General features: G+C 54.4%; 14 protein-coding genes. 5 read left to right on the top strand and 9 right to left on the bottom strand.

Going from position 1 to position 14641, the window contains the following annotated elements:
• Window positions 1-146: 146 nt before the first annotated feature.
• The 7 genes from WA318_RS13755 to WA318_RS13725 form a co-directional block, all read right to left on the bottom strand.
• Complete coding sequence (locus WA318_RS13755) at window positions 147-1127, bottom strand: EamA family transporter (protein WP_336081956.1); 981 nt, start codon at window positions 1125-1127, stop codon at window positions 147-149.
• Between the two features lie 161 nt (window positions 1128-1288).
• Window positions 1289-2137: a carbohydrate ABC transporter permease gene (locus WA318_RS13750; RefSeq protein ID WP_336081954.1), complete on the bottom strand. Its 849-nt coding sequence runs from the start codon at window positions 2135-2137 to the stop codon at window positions 1289-1291.
• Window positions 2134-3027 carry a carbohydrate ABC transporter permease gene (locus WA318_RS13745; RefSeq protein WP_114098566.1) on the bottom strand — a complete coding sequence of 298 codons (894 nt, stop codon included), beginning with the start codon at window positions 3025-3027 and terminating at the stop codon, window positions 2134-2136. The genes WA318_RS13750 and WA318_RS13745 overlap by 4 nt, the downstream gene beginning before the upstream one ends.
• Window positions 3028-3119: 92 nt before the next feature.
• Window positions 3120-4385: an ABC transporter substrate-binding protein gene (locus WA318_RS13740; RefSeq protein ID WP_336081951.1), complete on the bottom strand. Its 1266-nt coding sequence runs from the start codon at window positions 4383-4385 to the stop codon at window positions 3120-3122.
• Between the two features lie 16 nt (window positions 4386-4401).
• Entirely contained in the window at window positions 4402-5526 is a 1125-nt protein-coding gene (locus WA318_RS13735) for an ABC transporter ATP-binding protein (protein ID WP_336081949.1), read from the bottom strand.
• The gene (locus tag WA318_RS13730) at window positions 5523-6308 is read right to left on the bottom strand and encodes a DeoR/GlpR family DNA-binding transcription regulator (RefSeq protein ID WP_336081947.1); all 786 of its coding nucleotides are present in this window, start codon (window positions 6306-6308) and stop codon (window positions 5523-5525) included. The genes WA318_RS13735 and WA318_RS13730 overlap by 4 nt, the downstream gene beginning before the upstream one ends.
• A 299-nt stretch (window positions 6309-6607) precedes the next feature.
• A complete protein-coding gene (locus tag WA318_RS13725) occupies window positions 6608-7192 on the bottom strand; it encodes a TIGR00730 family Rossman fold protein (RefSeq protein WP_114098570.1) in 585 nt (194 codons plus the stop codon).
• Window positions 7193-7533: 341 nt separating this feature from the next.
• Here WA318_RS13725 and WA318_RS13720 point away from each other — a divergent pair, with 341 nt between their 5' ends.
• The 4 genes from WA318_RS13720 (at window position 7534) to pssA (ending at window position 11640) form a co-directional block, all read left to right on the top strand.
• Window positions 7534-8532, top strand: coding sequence for a hypothetical protein (locus WA318_RS13720; RefSeq protein WP_336081943.1), 999 nt, complete (start codon window positions 7534-7536; stop codon window positions 8530-8532).
• 255 nt (window positions 8533-8787) lie between these two features.
• Window positions 8788-9903, top strand: coding sequence for an Ig-like domain-containing protein (locus tag WA318_RS13715; RefSeq protein WP_114098572.1), 1116 nt, complete (start codon window positions 8788-8790; stop codon window positions 9901-9903).
• A gap of 187 nt (window positions 9904-10090) precedes the next feature.
• A complete protein-coding gene (locus tag WA318_RS13710) occupies window positions 10091-10780 on the top strand; it encodes a phosphatidylserine decarboxylase (RefSeq protein WP_404969465.1) in 690 nt (229 codons plus the stop codon).
• On the top strand, window positions 10780-11640 hold the full coding sequence (gene pssA / locus WA318_RS13705) for a CDP-diacylglycerol--serine O-phosphatidyltransferase (RefSeq protein WP_114098573.1): 861 nt from the start codon (window positions 10780-10782) through the stop codon (window positions 11638-11640). The genes WA318_RS13710 and pssA overlap by 1 nt, the downstream gene beginning before the upstream one ends.
• Before the next feature lie 78 nt (window positions 11641-11718).
• On the opposite strand, the gene WA318_RS13700 is transcribed toward pssA, so the two are convergent.
• A complete protein-coding gene (locus WA318_RS13700; RefSeq protein ID WP_336081939.1) occupies window positions 11719-12603 on the bottom strand; it encodes a hypothetical protein in 885 nt (294 codons plus the stop codon).
• Between the two features lie 137 nt (window positions 12604-12740).
• Window positions 12741-13658 (bottom strand): TIGR02285 family protein, encoded by a 918-nt coding sequence (locus WA318_RS13695; protein WP_336081936.1) that lies wholly within the window; start codon window positions 13656-13658, stop codon window positions 12741-12743.
• Window positions 13659-13829: 171 nt separating this feature from the next.
• On the opposite strand from WA318_RS13695, the gene WA318_RS13690 reads away from it, so the two are divergent.
• Window positions 13830-14609, top strand: coding sequence for a substrate-binding periplasmic protein (locus WA318_RS13690; RefSeq protein WP_114098576.1), 780 nt, complete (start codon window positions 13830-13832; stop codon window positions 14607-14609).
• The last annotated feature ends 32 nt before the right edge of the window (window positions 14610-14641 follow it).

Genomic DNA, 14641 nt, shown 5'->3' with positions numbered 1-14641 from the left:
AGGGGCAAGATGCAATGGGAACATAACGACCGGGGAAGTCGTACGGTATCTCCTTGGGACAAGGGGATACGCATCTTGCAGGGATCGACATTACGCCGGTTACTGGTCGAATACCGGGACGGGGTCAAAGGCGCCCGGTAGTCCAATCAGGTGGCCTTGCCCGGTGTCGGGGCAGGTGCCGCGATTTTTGCCAGTGCCTTGAGTTTCGCAGCATGGCGGTGTTTCGATACTGTTATCTGAATAATCCCGATCATCACCAAAAGGGAAGAGATCCAGAACACACTGTCATGGGTCGGTGGTGGCGTGAGGTCGAACCGCGATGCCAGCATCTCAAGAGCCAGAAGGACAAAGGGCAGGATCGTGGTCGACAGGATGTATTTCTCGATCCCTGCGACCTTGACAGAACGAAGTGACAAAACCATCGCAGGCCCGCGAAACAGAACCCCGATCAAAAGCCCTGCCAACAATGTTTCGGTGCCAAACAATCCGGCGGTGGAAATGTACGGGATCGGAACCGGACTGATCAGTTCGATAAAGGACGGCACGATTAGGAAAACTGACGCGGTAATCAGCAACAGGACGCCGGTGAAGCGCAGATGTGCCCATGTATCCTTGATCTGGTTATCAGGATGAAGTTCGGCCAGAACAGTTGATGCAATGGCGGTGACTTCGGATGCCAGCATCAGCAACACGGCCGGGTTGGAAAAGCCATCCGGTAAATGCCATGCCATCCACACCGCCCCCGAAATCAGGATCGCATGGCCCAGCCATTCCGACCGTCCCGGCGTGCGCCCAAGGATAAAGGTCGCGGCAAGGGCGGCCATCGGCATGCCGGTCTGCGACAGAATGCCGCTTTCCGGGGCGCTGATGTAAAGAAGCGACGCTGTCCAGGTTACGCCGGTCAGAACCCGCAAAACCCCATAGGCCCAGTTGATCGGAAGCGTGAATTGCCGCCAGGGGATCCTGCGACCGGGTGCAAGAAGCACCAGCGACACCCCGCCAAACACCAGTTGCCAGCATGTCATGGCATAAGGATCAATATCAAAGCTGGTCAATGCAATCCGGTTGCTCACCAAAAGCAGCGACCAGATCAGTGTGGTGCCAAACAGCAGGATTAATACAGGCATATGAAGAAATCACAAAAGTTATGACGGTTTGATATGTTGCGTCATATCCCTCTGTTTGGCGACCAGAATATGTGCGTAAACAACTGAATTTAATTCATGAAAAGGACAACCCCGCCACGTAGAAACTGTGGCGAGGTGCGGAAGATCTGATTGTTTGGTGATTAACGAATACCAGCGCGCAGGAAGGCCTGAATGAATTGGCGCTGGAAAATCAGGAAGGCCACCAGAAGCGGGGCCACGGTCATAATGGTTGCGGCACTGATGACCGAAATATCCACCCCGGTTTCCGGTGCTCCGAACAGCGACAAGCCAACGGTTAGCGGGCGGGTGTCGGGCGAGTTGGTGACAATCAGCGGCCACAGGAAATTGTTCCAGTGGGTCGCAATCGACACCAGCGCATAGGCCAGATAGACCGGCTTGGCCGCGGGCACATAGACCTTCCACAAAACCCCCATCCAGCTGCATCCCTCAATCCGGGCGGCTTCTTCAAGTTCGACCGGCACCGATTTGAAAGCCTGACGCAACAGGAAAATGCCAAAGGCACTGGCCATATAGGGAAGCCCGATGCCAAGCGCGGTGTCAAACAGGCCAAGCTTGGAAACGATGGCATAGTTTTCGACAATCAGAACTTCGGGCAGAATGAAGAGCTGCAGCAGAACAAGGATAAAGATCGTATCGCGGCCCCTGAATTCAAACCGGGCAAAGGCAAATCCCGCCAGTGTGCAAAGAACCAGCTGACCGGCAAGGATCAGGGTGACAAGAACCACCGTATTGGCAAAATAACCCGCCCATGGCACCGCGTTCCAGACATAGACAAAATTCTCGATTGTCAGCGGGCTTGAAAAATCAAGACCAAGGGCGGTGCCCGATGGCTGTAATGCAGCCCATGTCGCAAACAGAAGCGGCGAGATCCAGACAATCGCCAGAACCCATGCGCCGATGGCATCAAGGATCTTGTCGAAATCAGGCAGGGTGCGTTTGGCCGGATGCGAGGCAAATGCAGTATTCATCTGTAATGGGTCCGTTTTTCAACCAGTCGGAACTGAATGACCGCAACAAGGCCAAGCGTCAGAAGAACAAGAATGGTCATGGCCGCCGCATGCGGGCTGTCGAAATAGGAAAATGCCATTTCCCAAATCCAGTACAGGATCAGCTTTGACGCGTTATTCGGCCCGCCCTTGGTCAGGATGAACAGATGGTCGATCAGTTTGACCGAATTGATCATCGCATTCACAAAGACAAAGATCGTGGTTGGCATCAAAAGCGGCAGCAATACCCGGCGCGTATAGGTCCATCGACCTGCCCCCTCGATGCGGGCGGCTTCGCGCAAATCAGGCGGAATTGTCTGAAGGGCAGCAAGGTAGAAGATCATGAAAAATCCGGCTTCTTTCCAGATTGTCACCATGATGACGGATGCCAGTGCCGTTTCAGGCTGTCCCAGCCAGTTGGTGGGTGACGCGCCAAAGAACCCGGTAATCTGGTCAATCACGCCAAGGTCGGGTGTATAGAAAAACAGCCACAAATTGGCCGCAGCAATCATCGGCAGGATCGTCGGCGTGAAATAGGCGCTGCGCACGAATGACCGTGCCGGAATATGGGCATTGGCCCAAAGCGCCATGATCAGGGCAAAGATGATCGAAACCGGAATGGTGATCCCGGCATAAATGATGTTGTTCCAGGCCACGGTCCAGAATGTCGGGTCGGCAAACAGGTCGCCGTAATTGTCAAATCCGGCAAAGACCGACGGGCGGCGCGTGGTGCCGCGGGTAAACAGGCTGTGCCACAAAGTTGCAATGGCCGGGTAAAAGGCAAACAGGCTCATCAGCGCCAAAGCCGGTGCCACAAGCATCCAGCCATAAAGTGCCAGCCTTTGTTTCTGAAGTCGGGCCATGTCATTCATGGTCGGCACGTCCGTATAAGATAATGAATTAAACAAGTCACAAACAAGGGTGCCGAAGCGGGCGTGAAACCCGCTTCGGCGTGCAGATCGGGTTAGTGGAACGCCCGAAGAAGACGGGTTGCTTCGGCCTGTGCACCTTCAAGGGCTTCTTTCGGTGACTTTTCACCGGTCAGAGCAGCCTGAATGGCGTTGTTCAGACCTTCGCGGACACGCGCGGTGTCATAGGTGGAGAATTCCGGGATCGCGACTTCAAGCTGATCACGGGCAACAACCGCCTGCGGGAATTCAGCCGCATAGGATTTCAGCGCGTCGGTTTCATAGGCTTCTGGCGTGACGCCAACATAACCGGTCGCAATCGACCATTCAGCAGCGCGTTCCGGTGCGGTCATGTATTTGATCAGCGCAAGCGATGCTGCTTTCTGTTCGTCGCTGGAGTTTTTGAACAGATAGAAGTTCCCGCCACCGGTCGGTGAGCCCGGCTTTTTATGTTTCGGCAGCATGGCGACGCCGAAATCAAACTTGGCTTCGCGTTTGACAGCCGACAGGTTGCCAGTCGAATGCCACATCATGGCCGTCTGACCCTGAACGAAGGCCTGACGAAGCGTGCCCCATTCAATCGTGCCTTCGGGCATGATCTTTTCGTCGGTGGCAAGGCCACGCCAGAATTCAAGCGCCTCGACAACAGCCGGATCATCGAAATAGGTTTCGGTACCATCCTTGCTCATCAGTTCCTTGCCATTCTGGATGGCAAAGCACTGGAACATCCAGTACGGGTAACCGGTCGACGGAACCATCAGGCCCCATTTGCCGTCCTTGGCAAGGACCTTGCCCGCCGAAACCAGTTCTTCCCAGGTGGCCGGTGCGTGTTCCGGATCAAGACCGGCTTCGCGGAACATGTCCTTGTTATAGTACATGACAATGGTTGAACGCTGGAACGGGATGCCCCAGGTTTTGCCATCGACTTCGCCATTGGCCATCAGCGCCGGATAGAAGCCCTTGAGCCATTCCTTGTCTTCTGCGGTTTTGACGACATCGTCAAACGGAACAATCAGGTCCTGTTCGATCAGGTCATAAACATCGATAGAGAACATGACAGACAGCTGTGCCGGATCGCCGCTTTTAAGCGCGGATACGGCACGCAGACGGGTATCGTCATAATTGCCAGCATAGATGGCATTGACTTTGACATCGGGGTGTTCGGCTTCAAAACCTTCGATCATGCCGTCAATCACGTTGGTCAGCGGGCCGCCAACAGCAATCGGATAATACATGGTCAGCTCGGTCGCAGCAAAAGCAGGTGATGCTGCCGTTGCCATCAGTCCGGCCGCAAAGGCGGCACTGGTTACGATGTTCCGCATGGATTTGTTTTCCCTGTTACAAACTCGGAATTGCAGTGTCAGTTTCGATGGAGGTATTTGGTTCCTGCGCTGTTTGACGGGGCATCGCCGGTTCAAGACGATGGCCGTCCTCGCCATCAAACCAGTGGGCCGCAGCGCCAGCCCAACTGAGCGAAACTTTTGTCCCCGGCGCGATATGGACCTGACCGGGCAGGCGGGCTGTTGCGCCCTCTGTTCCCGGGATCGCAACGGAAACAAAGGTTTCCGCGCCAAGGAACTCACTTCCGGTGACCGTGGCGGCAATGCTCCATGCCGATTGATCTGCACTGGTGGTCAAAACCAGATCTTCGGGGCGAATGCCAAAGGTCAGTTTGGTCATATCCAAACCAGCCGGGATCACGTCACCCGGCAAGGCCGATGCCGGCATCAGTGCCATGGGCGGGCTTCCGACAAATCCGGCAGCAAAGGATGTCGCGGGTTTGAGATAAAGATCGGCCGGGTTGCCCGCCTGCTCGATGCGGCCATCCTTCATCAGGATGACGATATCGGCCATGCTCATGGCTTCGGTCTGATCATGGGTGACATAGACAACCGTGATACCAAGGCGCTGTTGCAGGTCGCGGATATCGCGGCGGACGGAATGGCGCAATTTGGCATCAAGGTTCGAGAGCGGCTCGTCCATCAGACACAGCGGATGACCGGCGACAATGGCACGCGCAAGGGCAACGCGCTGACGCTGACCGCCTGAAAGTTCGGCAGGTTTGCGATCTTCATATCCGGCAAGACCGGTGACACTAAGCGCATCATCAAGGCGGGTTCTGATTTCTTCCTTGCCGGTTTTGCGGACCTTAAGGCCAAAGATGATGTTTTCGGCAACGCTGAGATGAGGGAACAGGGCATAGGACTGAAACACCATCGACAGGCCGCGTCTGGAGGGCGGCATATTGGTCACATCCTTGCCATCAATGGCAATTGTGCCCTGATCGGCGGTTTCAAGACCGGCAATCAGTCGAAGGGTTGTTGACTTGCCACAGCCCGATGGTCCCAAAAGGACGACAAAGCTTCCGCGTGGAATGTCGATGGACAGATCATGCACGCCATTGCCGCCGTTAAAGACGCGCGATACCGATTTGATCTGGATGAAAGGCGATTGGGCACTCATTTGGAATTTTCGCTTTTTGCAATTTGCAGACGTGCGCGGACGTCCTGACGATTAAACAGCGGGGCGAACGGTCCGCCGGGCACGCCATCCACCACAATCAGGTCAGGGTCCGTGATATGACCGCCCTTGGCCGGGGCCGGGCGGCCGAATTTCGATTGATCGGCCACAAGGATCGAATTGCGGCAATTGGCGGCAATCGCCTGACGCAATGACACTTCACGATGATCAAAGTCGGTAAGCGTGCCGTCGGGCTCGATCCCGCCAACCCCGAACAGGCCGTAATCAACCTTGTAATTGTTAAACATCGCCTCGGCATCGGGGCTGATGACATCGCGATCAGGCAGGCGCAAGGTGCCACCGGGAATGACGATCCGGTTGCTGGTATTGTTGCCAAGGGCCATGGCGGCATTGAGATTGTTGGTCACCACCGTCAGATGCCGGTGTTCGACAAGGTTCAGCGCAATCAGTTCCAGCGTGCTGCCGATCCCGATCAGGATTGATGCCCCGTCCGGGATCAGGTTTGCGACATGCAATGAAATGGCGTGCTTGGCGGCAATATTGGTGACCTGCCGACTTTCATAGGACAGGTTCATGCCCGGTTCGCCAGCATATTCAACGCCGCCGTGACGCCGACGCACAAGATTGGCGTCGCTTAGCATATTGACGTCGCGCCGCACGGTTTGCGGGGTAACGTCAAAATGTTCGGCCAGTTTGTCAATCGAGGCAAAGCTGTCGCGGCGCAGAATGTCGATGATGTCGCGTTGTCGTGTCGAAATATTCATTTGATCGTTCAATTTGTTGCTTTGAACATGAAACGATCATACGCGGCTTCGTTGTCACTAAGATTTCAGAAGCATGACATTCATATGAATATTCAGGCGGTTATAAGAGCCGCGGAAAACCTTGGTTTCGTGGAAATGATCAAATGAAAGTCCGGTGATCAGAGATTGCGGGCGGTCACATTGTGACAAAAACGCCGCCCGAAAAATCGGGCGGCGTTCGGGCCATCAGACAAGATGACAATGTCAATTTTGATCGATTAATACAGACAAATCATAAGGTTGTCTGTTTCGCAGCGCGATCAGAAAAGCTTTTCGCGCGGGTCGAATTTCGGTGCCGGTTCTGCCGCAAGCTGTTCGAATACTTCTTCAAGCGTATCGGCAACCGTATAGAGGTTCTTGTGGCTTTCGCGTGCAAAGCCTTCCTCGATGATACCGTCGATCATGTCAAAGCACTTGTCCCAATAACCAAGCGCATTGAGGAACACCATCGGCTTGTCATGAATGCCCAGCTGACGCAGTGTCATGGCTTCAAAGGCTTCATCCAGACTGCCAAGGCCACCGGCAAGGGTAACGAAGGCGTCGGACCGCTTGAACATCTCGACCTTGCGCTGATGCATGGATTTGCAGACGATCAGCTCGGAAAGGCCTTTATGGCCAACTTCGATATCATGCAGGTGTTCGGGGATAATTCCGATAACCTCGCCGCCATTCTGCATGACGCCATCCGCGACCGCGCCCATCAGGCCAATGCGACCCCCGCCATAAACCAGTGCGATGCCCCGTTCGGCCATCATTTTGCCAAACGCGACGGCATTTTCCATATGCTGTGGATTTTTGCCATTCGAAGCGCCGCAGAATACACAGATTGATTTTACTTTTGTCATGGCGACCTGCCTTTTGTTTCTTGTTTCGCAGGTAGCGGGGCAACATTTTTCAATGATGCCCCGTACTCGAAACGAACATAGCCGATCAAATCAGCGATGGGGCAGGAATTTGTGCATGGCAGCAGTTTAAATTTAAATGACGTGTTTGCGCCGCATTTTCGTTGCTTTTATTTGCCAGAACGGTGATGCCCACGGACAGTCACCGCAAAGGGCTCCTGTTCTGATTAATCCGTGCTGCTGTGGCGCAGGGTTAACAAGTTATGAACCTGATTGTGGGATGGGTAATGCTGCGCACGGATTTGTGTCAGGCATAAAGAAGTACATCGCGAAGCAACGAAAAGATGGCAGGACCGCCCAACGTGTTTGTCGACAATCCCTTTATACTCGCCCTTCTGGTATCGGGCATCATCGCTGCGGTTTTGATGCTGGCGCTTTGGCTGGGACTTGAACGTGCCCTGGCCCGGCGTCTGGTGCTGGCAGCGATCATTCCCGCTGTGGCCGTTGCGGTTCCGGCAGCCATCGGCTTGCCTGATACGGCGCGCGGTGGTGTTGGTGCTGCATTATTGATGCTGGTGCTGGGCGGTGTTTGCGGGGCGATCCTTGATTTTGCAAGGCTGTCTGAACGTGTTTGCCTGATAGTCTCGGGCGTTCTTTTGTTGCTTGGCGGCTGGCTTGTTCTGGCGGCACCGGTCAACGGATTGTCCTATCATCCGGGCGGGATCAAGTTTCTGGCCTGGCTGGCATTTCTGGTGATTGGCGGCTGTTTCCTGTGGGTGACGCGTCCCGACTTTACCGAGGATGACGCACCTGATGGCAAAGCAGCCAAAGGCAAAAAGACCAAGATCGCCAAAACCAGATCGTCTAAATCGACGGCCACTGAAAGTGGGGGCGATGTGGCAAATGCGGCAAAGCCCGGCCCGGTTGCCGTTCTGATGACACTGGCACTGGGGCAGGGGATCATTGCCCATCAGTTCGCCCTTGATCAGCATGTTGTCTTTCAGGCTGCACTTTGGATCGCGCTGATGGTGGCGCTGGTCTCGGAAAAGGCAGCCCCGCAATATCGTGCGGCAGTATGGCTGGGTGTGGTCGGGGCCCTGATGGCAAGTGCAGCGGTGATGATGATTGCCATACCCGCATCGGCCGTTTCATTTGCGGTATTGCTTCTGGTGGTGTCTTCGGGGCGTGGGGCGGCAAAGCTTGGCGCGCTTGTCCCCGAAGCCAATCCGGCACAGGCGGTTGTGATTGGCAGCGTGATCCGGTTCGGAGTTTTGGCACTACCATTGATCATGGCGGCATTGGTCGCCTATGTCGGTGCTCAGATGGCAGGGACGGTTTCGTAACATCGCGCTTCTGATGGATAGATGAGCTTCCTGTTAATTAAGCAAAGAGACTGATTCTATTCATCTTTACCTAACGCTTCCGCGGTATCGTTTGTTCGTTACGTTATGGAAACTGTGATCTGAAAGTAGTACAAGTTTCTAATTAACGTGCCCAAAGGAATTGGTTGAGGGGAATATGGCAAGCAATTCCAGTGTTTTGGGTGCGACCATGGGGGCAAACCCCGATAACATAAACATCGTTCAAGGATATTTCCGGTGAAACGACCCTATATCCTCGTCATTGTCGGCGTTGTACTGATCATTGCGGCGATTGCGCTGAATTACATGTTGACCAAAAGTGCGGACGAAGAGACTGCACCGGTCACTCAGGCGCCCGCGGTTACGACCACTGATACCTCCGAGGTCAAAACCCCCGAGCCGGCGACAACGCCGGAATCCGACGCCCCGGAAATCACCAATCCAAGCTTTGATGTCGTGCGCATCGGACCGGACGGTAATGCCGTGATTGCCGGTCGTGCAGCCCCCAACAGCAAGGTTCGCATTCGCGAAGGTGAAGAAGTTATCGGCGAGGCAACCGCAGACGAGCGCGGCGAGTGGGTGGTCCTTCCGGGCAAGCCGCTGGCAAGTGGTGATCGCGAATTGTCGCTTGAATCCGAAGACGCAACCGGTGCTGTGGCCAAGGCCGAAGACAAGGTTGTCGTTCTGATCCCCGATGCCAAGCCGGAAGACCGCGCCGCATCCGAGGCAACGGAAAATGGCGAAGCCACGGAAAGCAAAGAAGAATCCCAGCCGATCATCGCCCTTAAGGTCCCGACCGAAGGCGAGGGTGCCGCAACCGTCCTGCAGGGACCGGCCAAGATGGACGATGCGGGGGATGCCGATGATGCCGCCTCCGACGAAACCGCACCGGGTCTGCCGCGTCTTTCCATCGATGTTGTCGATTATGACCAGCAGGGTCGTGTCGCGATGTCGGGCAAGGCGGATATGGACCACACCGTTCAGGTCTATCTTGATAACAAACATGTCGGAACTGCCCCGGCCGATGAAAATGGCAACTGGGCGCTGACGATTGGCGAGCCGATCGAACCGGGCAATTACACGATGCGCGCCGATCAGCTTGATGATGGCGGCAAGGTAACCGCGCGTGTTGAAATTCCGTTTGAGCGTGCAAAGCCGGATGAAATTCTGGAACCGGGTTCGCGCTATGTGGTTCAGCCGGGCAACAGCCTGTGGCGGATTGCGCGCCGGACCTATGGTGACGGCCTGAAATACTGGGTCATTTACAACCAGAACCGTAAACAGATCCGTGATCCGGACCTGATTTATCCGGGGCAGATCTTTGCACTGCCCAACGAAGAAAAAGCGCAGTAAGCACTGCTTTTCTTTCCCGGGGGCAAAACACATGGTAAGTGTGTTTTGCCCCTTTTGAATTTTGGGTGAACAGTTTTACACGGGTTGCGTTGCCCTTTGTCATCACTAGATGCTAAGAACGCCCCCGCATGGTACCAATCGTACCAATTTGATATGCCCAATCGATGGCAACCAGGGAATTAAGACTTTGAAATCCGTTCTTGTACCGATCAATCCTGAAGGCTGGAAATTCGTTGCGATCTTCGCGGCGATCACTGTGGGTTTGTTCCTGATTGCGGAACCGCTGGGCTGGATCGGTGTGATCCTGACACTTTGGTGCGCGTATTTCTTCCGCGACCCGGACCGTATCACCCCGACCGATGAAAATCTGGTGATTTCGCCGGCAGATGGCCGCGTATGCATGATTTCGCAGGCGCCGCTGCCCAAGGAACTGGAACTTGACGACAAGACCCCGCGCACCCGCGTTTCGATCTTCATGAACGTTTTCAACGTCCATGTGAACCGTTGCCCGGTCAATGGCGAGATCGTTGGCGAAGCCTATGTTCCGGGCAAGTTTGTTAATGCCGAGCTTGATAAGGCATCGGAAAACAACGAACGTCAGATCCTTCTGGTCCGCGACAAGGAAGGCCGTGAATTTGGTGTGGTCCAGATTGCTGGTCTGGTTGCGCGTCGTATTCTGTGTGATGTCGGTACCGGTTCGCAGCTTAAGGCAGGTGAACGTTTCGGTCTGATCCGCTTTGGTTCGCGTGTTGATGTGTATCTGCCCGAAGGCGTGTCACCCAATGTGATTGTCGGTCAGACCACGATTGCCGGTGAAACTGTTCTTGCCGATGTTTCGGTCAAGGGCAAGGAAGCCGCAGTTGGGGAGATCCGCTAATGAGTGGCGGCATCGATCCCATTCGTCGTCCGCGTCGCTTCAAGGCGATGTCGCTTACGCGGCTGGTGCCTAATGTCGCAACGATAATGGGCATGTGTGCCGGTCTGACCTCGATCCGCTTTGCAATGCAGGATCGTTGGGAAGCCGCCGTTGCCGCCATTCTGATTGCCGGGATTATTGACGGTCTTGATGGCCGTCTGGCCCGTATGTTGAACGCATCCAGCCGCTTTGGCGGCGAGCTTGACAGTCTGTCGGACTTTGTGTGCTTTGGCGTTGCACCGGCGATGATGCTGTATTTCTGGTCGCTCCATGAATTTGGCGGCATTGGCTGGGCATTGTCATTGCTGTTTGCAGTTTGCATGATGCTGCGTCTGGCGCGCTTTAATACCCAGATGCTGGGCGAACCGGAATTGCCAACCTGGGCATACCGGTTCTTTACCGGGGTTCCGGCCCCGGCGGCAGCGGCCCTTGCGATGTGGCCGATTGTTCTGACCTTCCAGTTTGGCGAAGGCATTTTTGACAGCCCCTATATCGTTGCGCCCTATGGCGTGATTATCGCGGGTTTGATGGTGTCGCGTTTGCCGACATTCAGCTTCAAGAAGGTCAAGGTGCCGCGTGCCTGGGTGTTGCCATTGATGCTGGCATTCGGGGCGTCTGTGGCGTTTCTGGTATCCTCGCCCTGGCTGACGCTGTCTGCCATCGCTGCGATCTATTTCATCACCTTCCCGCTGTCTTATCGGTCCTATCGTCGTATGGGGGTCGAGCACCAGCAGGAAGAGGACACAGCCGATGAAGAAGATGATGATGGCGAACCCGATGACGACCCCGAAGAGGGACTGAACCGCGTCCATCAGAACTGATCTGATTTCCGGTCTGAATTGAAAAAGCCGACGCATGCGTCGGCTTTTTTGTTGTTTTCGCAGATGACTGAAACCGGCCTACTGATCAACCGCCAAGTTCAGTACGGGTGGACCATTACGGATATAGGCTTGCAGTTTTTGTTCGTAATGCTGCTTGTCCTGACGGGACAGGGCGGATGCATAAAACCTTGTCCAGGGCATGTTAGGATTGTCTTTGGCAAGCCTGTTGATCGCAGCAACGATGGCATCGCCGGTTGCTGTCTTGCTACATGAAATTGATGCAGGCATTAAGTGGTCGTTCCCGGCAATATGCCAGCTTGCAAACATTTCTGCGGGAAGTTTGGCGCGACGATAAAATTCGGCCTCGGCGGGCAGATAAAGCGTCCAGTCCAGACGCCCCAGAGAAATCAGTTGCAGGAAATTGGCGTCATTGCCAATAAAACTCAGTCCCGGATTATTGATGTTGCGTCGAAGAATGGCGTCAATGACCGGGCCATAGGAACGCTGTGAACGCAGGGCGCCATTCATTTTGCCAAAGGCGATCATGCGTTCAAGATCGACTTCGCCATCCTTGTTGATGAATGGCTTGAACTGCTCATTGCGTTCGGCTTTGGTTATCAGGCTGACGGGCAAATGGGGAAGAACCGCGTTGGAAAAATGCAGGAATTCCCTGCGTTCCGGCGTGGAGTTCATGCCGATATTGCAAAAGGTCCCCGGTCCGGTAATGGTTTTAAGCAACCGTGGAAGCGGTACGATTTCCCTGATGTGATTGTATTGTGGCAGGCGACTGGAAAACCAGTTGAGGATATCAACCCCGTAACCAACAATCTGCCCGTCCTTTTCAAGCATTGCAGGCGGCAAAGGGGTAAGCGTCCATGTCACAGACTGCTTTTCACCCGTTTGCGCAGAGGCAGTCGAGGTCAAGGGGATCAGGCATCCCAGCCCGATCAGAAAAGCAAACATGCTGCGCGCCAATAGGCGACGGGAACAGTGGCCTGCAGGCCGCATCCGGATCATCTCCCCATTCAGGCAGGCTATAAGAGCTGCCTATTTAATAAGGGTATTTGTATCCATAAATGCAAATAAATCGTTATGTAATTCTATTTTGGGGTGTCTTGTCGATATTGCAGGCGTGCTTCGAACTGGTCGGAATTGATGAATTGCTCGCGGGCGGCCTTGAACCATTCCCGGTCTTGCGGGCTCAGCCAGTCGGCATAGAAATCTGTCCAGGGCATGGATGGATATTCATCGACAATCTTGCTGATTTCAGCAACCGCCTGTTTCCCTTCCGGGGTGTCGGCACAGCCGATCGTTGCTGTCAGCAAGGAGGTGTTTCCGGCAATCGGGATGGCCATGATATCAAGATCGGGCGCATGGCGACGGCGGTAAAATTCCGCCTCGGACGGGAAATAAAGGGTCCAGTCAATCCGGTTGAGTTCAAGCATGCGCAAAAACTTGGTGTCATCGGCGACCTGCATGACATTGGCGTCTTCGCGATGCATGTCGAGATATTTGTCAACCTGTGTACCATAGGCCCGCCCGATGCGAATTGCGGTTGTCATGTCCTTGTTTGCGATCAGCTGTGCAAGATCGATGTGGCCCGCTTGGTTCACATAGGGGGCAAACATCGCCTTGTCCTTGACGCGAATGACAACCGAGATCGGCAGATGCAAAAGGATTGTCTTGGCAAAGGTAATATATTCGCGGCGTTCTTCTGTCGGGATCAGGGTTGTCGAACAGCGTAATTCGCTGTTTCCGTTTTTCATTTCGGCCAGAAGTCTGGCCAGCGGAACCTGAAGGATTTCGTGCTGATATTGCGGAAGTTTTTCAACAAACCAGTTCTGGGTGTCGGCGGCATAACCACGGAGTTCATCACCATCCGTAATAAAGGCTGGTGCAAATGGCGGGACCGCCCAGCTCAACGTGGTTTGCGAAGATTGTGCATTCGCATTTTCACCGGCAAGTGACGCAAAAAGCCATGCGGCGATATACAAGCCCGACCTTGCAGAACATTTCATGCGCAACACCAATCCATTCCGCTGCTCCTCGCATTCACTTTTTTTGTTTTGCTTTATCGCAAGGATACAGGTCAGTTTGTTAGTAAAGTATGTATTTGAATGCCGCGACGTCTTGATCCGAACAATATAAGCAATATCTACCTTAAAAGAGTATTTTAGCGAGGTTGGGTGATGTCGGTTAATCAATCAAGGGTAGTGGCCGGAAGATGGCTTGGCTGGTTTGTCGGCGGTCTTGCGGCTGTTTTCCCTGTCCTGACCTTTGCGGCCGACCTGCGCGTGATGACAACATCCTTTCCGCCTTATGTGATTTTTGATGAAGCAACCAACGAGGCGCACGGCCCAGCAGTGGATGTGATCAACAGGATCTGCGTGCTGAGCCAGACCAAATGTGAAATCCATGTCGAACCCTGGGCGCGGGCCTATGCGACGGCGCTTGAACAGCCGAACACCCTGATTTTCAGTATCGCCCGTCGACCGGATCGCGAAACGAAATTCAAATGGATTGGCACCGTGGCCCCCTATCAGGTGCGTTTGTTTGCGCTAGACAGAAACGGCGTGCAGGCTACGGACAACTGGCGGGAACTAAGCGATTTTCACGTGGCCGGACAGCTGGGTGACGTAAAGGCGCAATATTTGCAGAAGTCGGGCTTCGATGTGGAAATGGTCCCGTCCGCAGAAGCCACCATTCGCATGTTATATGCCGGAAGGGCCGATCTGATTGCTGGTGATGCCCTGTCATTGCCCTATCGGGTGCGCATGCTTGATGTCGATAGCAATCGGCTTAAGGTTGTTGCCCGGATACCCGAACTTTCAAGCGATCTTTATCTGGCGGCCAGCCTTGCGACCGATGATGATGCGGTAGAAGTTCTGCGTGCAGCACTTGATCAGCTCAAAAACAGCGGCAGCTATGATCAGATCTGGGCGATGACGACATCTTCCCCATCCAACTGATCAATACAATTTCCCGGAAATAAATCACCGGC

Origin of the sequence: Thalassospira sp. CH_XMU1448-2, from assembly GCF_037027285.1 — a bacterium.
GTDB lineage: Bacteria > Pseudomonadota > Alphaproteobacteria > Rhodospirillales > Thalassospiraceae > Thalassospira > Thalassospira profundimaris_C.
The sequence above is the reverse complement of the archived record's forward strand: the minus strand, read 5'-3'. Positions and strand labels throughout refer to the sequence as shown.

What these genes read in the sequence shown, in the direction of transcription:
- WA318_RS13745 (WP_114098566.1), bottom strand. Translation starts at nt 3,027, where the DNA reads ATGAATGACATGGCCCGACTTCAGAAACAAAGGCTGGCACTTTATGGC.
- WA318_RS13730 (WP_336081947.1), bottom strand. Translation starts at nt 6,308, where the DNA reads ATGAATATTTCGACACGACAACGCGACATCATCGACATTCTGCGCCGC.
- WA318_RS13690 (WP_114098576.1), top strand. Translation starts at nt 13,830, where the DNA reads ATGTCGGTTAATCAATCAAGGGTAGTGGCCGGAAGATGGCTTGGCTGG.
- WA318_RS13725 (WP_114098570.1), bottom strand. Translation starts at nt 7,192, where the DNA reads ATGACAAAAGTAAAATCAATCTGTGTATTCTGCGGCGCTTCGAATGGC.
- WA318_RS13740 (WP_336081951.1), bottom strand. Translation starts at nt 4,385, where the DNA reads ATGCGGAACATCGTAACCAGTGCCGCCTTTGCGGCCGGACTGATGGCA.
- WA318_RS13695 (WP_336081936.1), bottom strand. Translation starts at nt 13,658, where the DNA reads ATGAAATGTTCTGCAAGGTCGGGCTTGTATATCGCCGCATGGCTTTTT.
- WA318_RS13755 (WP_336081956.1), bottom strand. Translation starts at nt 1,127, where the DNA reads ATGCCTGTATTAATCCTGCTGTTTGGCACCACACTGATCTGGTCGCTG.
- WA318_RS13720 (WP_336081943.1), top strand. Translation starts at nt 7,534, where the DNA reads ATGGCAGGACCGCCCAACGTGTTTGTCGACAATCCCTTTATACTCGCC.
- WA318_RS13750 (WP_336081954.1), bottom strand. Translation starts at nt 2,137, where the DNA reads ATGAATACTGCATTTGCCTCGCATCCGGCCAAACGCACCCTGCCTGAT.
- WA318_RS13700 (WP_336081939.1), bottom strand. Translation starts at nt 12,603, where the DNA reads ATGTTTGCTTTTCTGATCGGGCTGGGATGCCTGATCCCCTTGACCTCG.
- pssA (WP_114098573.1), top strand. Translation starts at nt 10,780, where the DNA reads ATGAGTGGCGGCATCGATCCCATTCGTCGTCCGCGTCGCTTCAAGGCG.
- WA318_RS13735 (WP_336081949.1), bottom strand. Translation starts at nt 5,526, where the DNA reads ATGAGTGCCCAATCGCCTTTCATCCAGATCAAATCGGTATCGCGCGTC.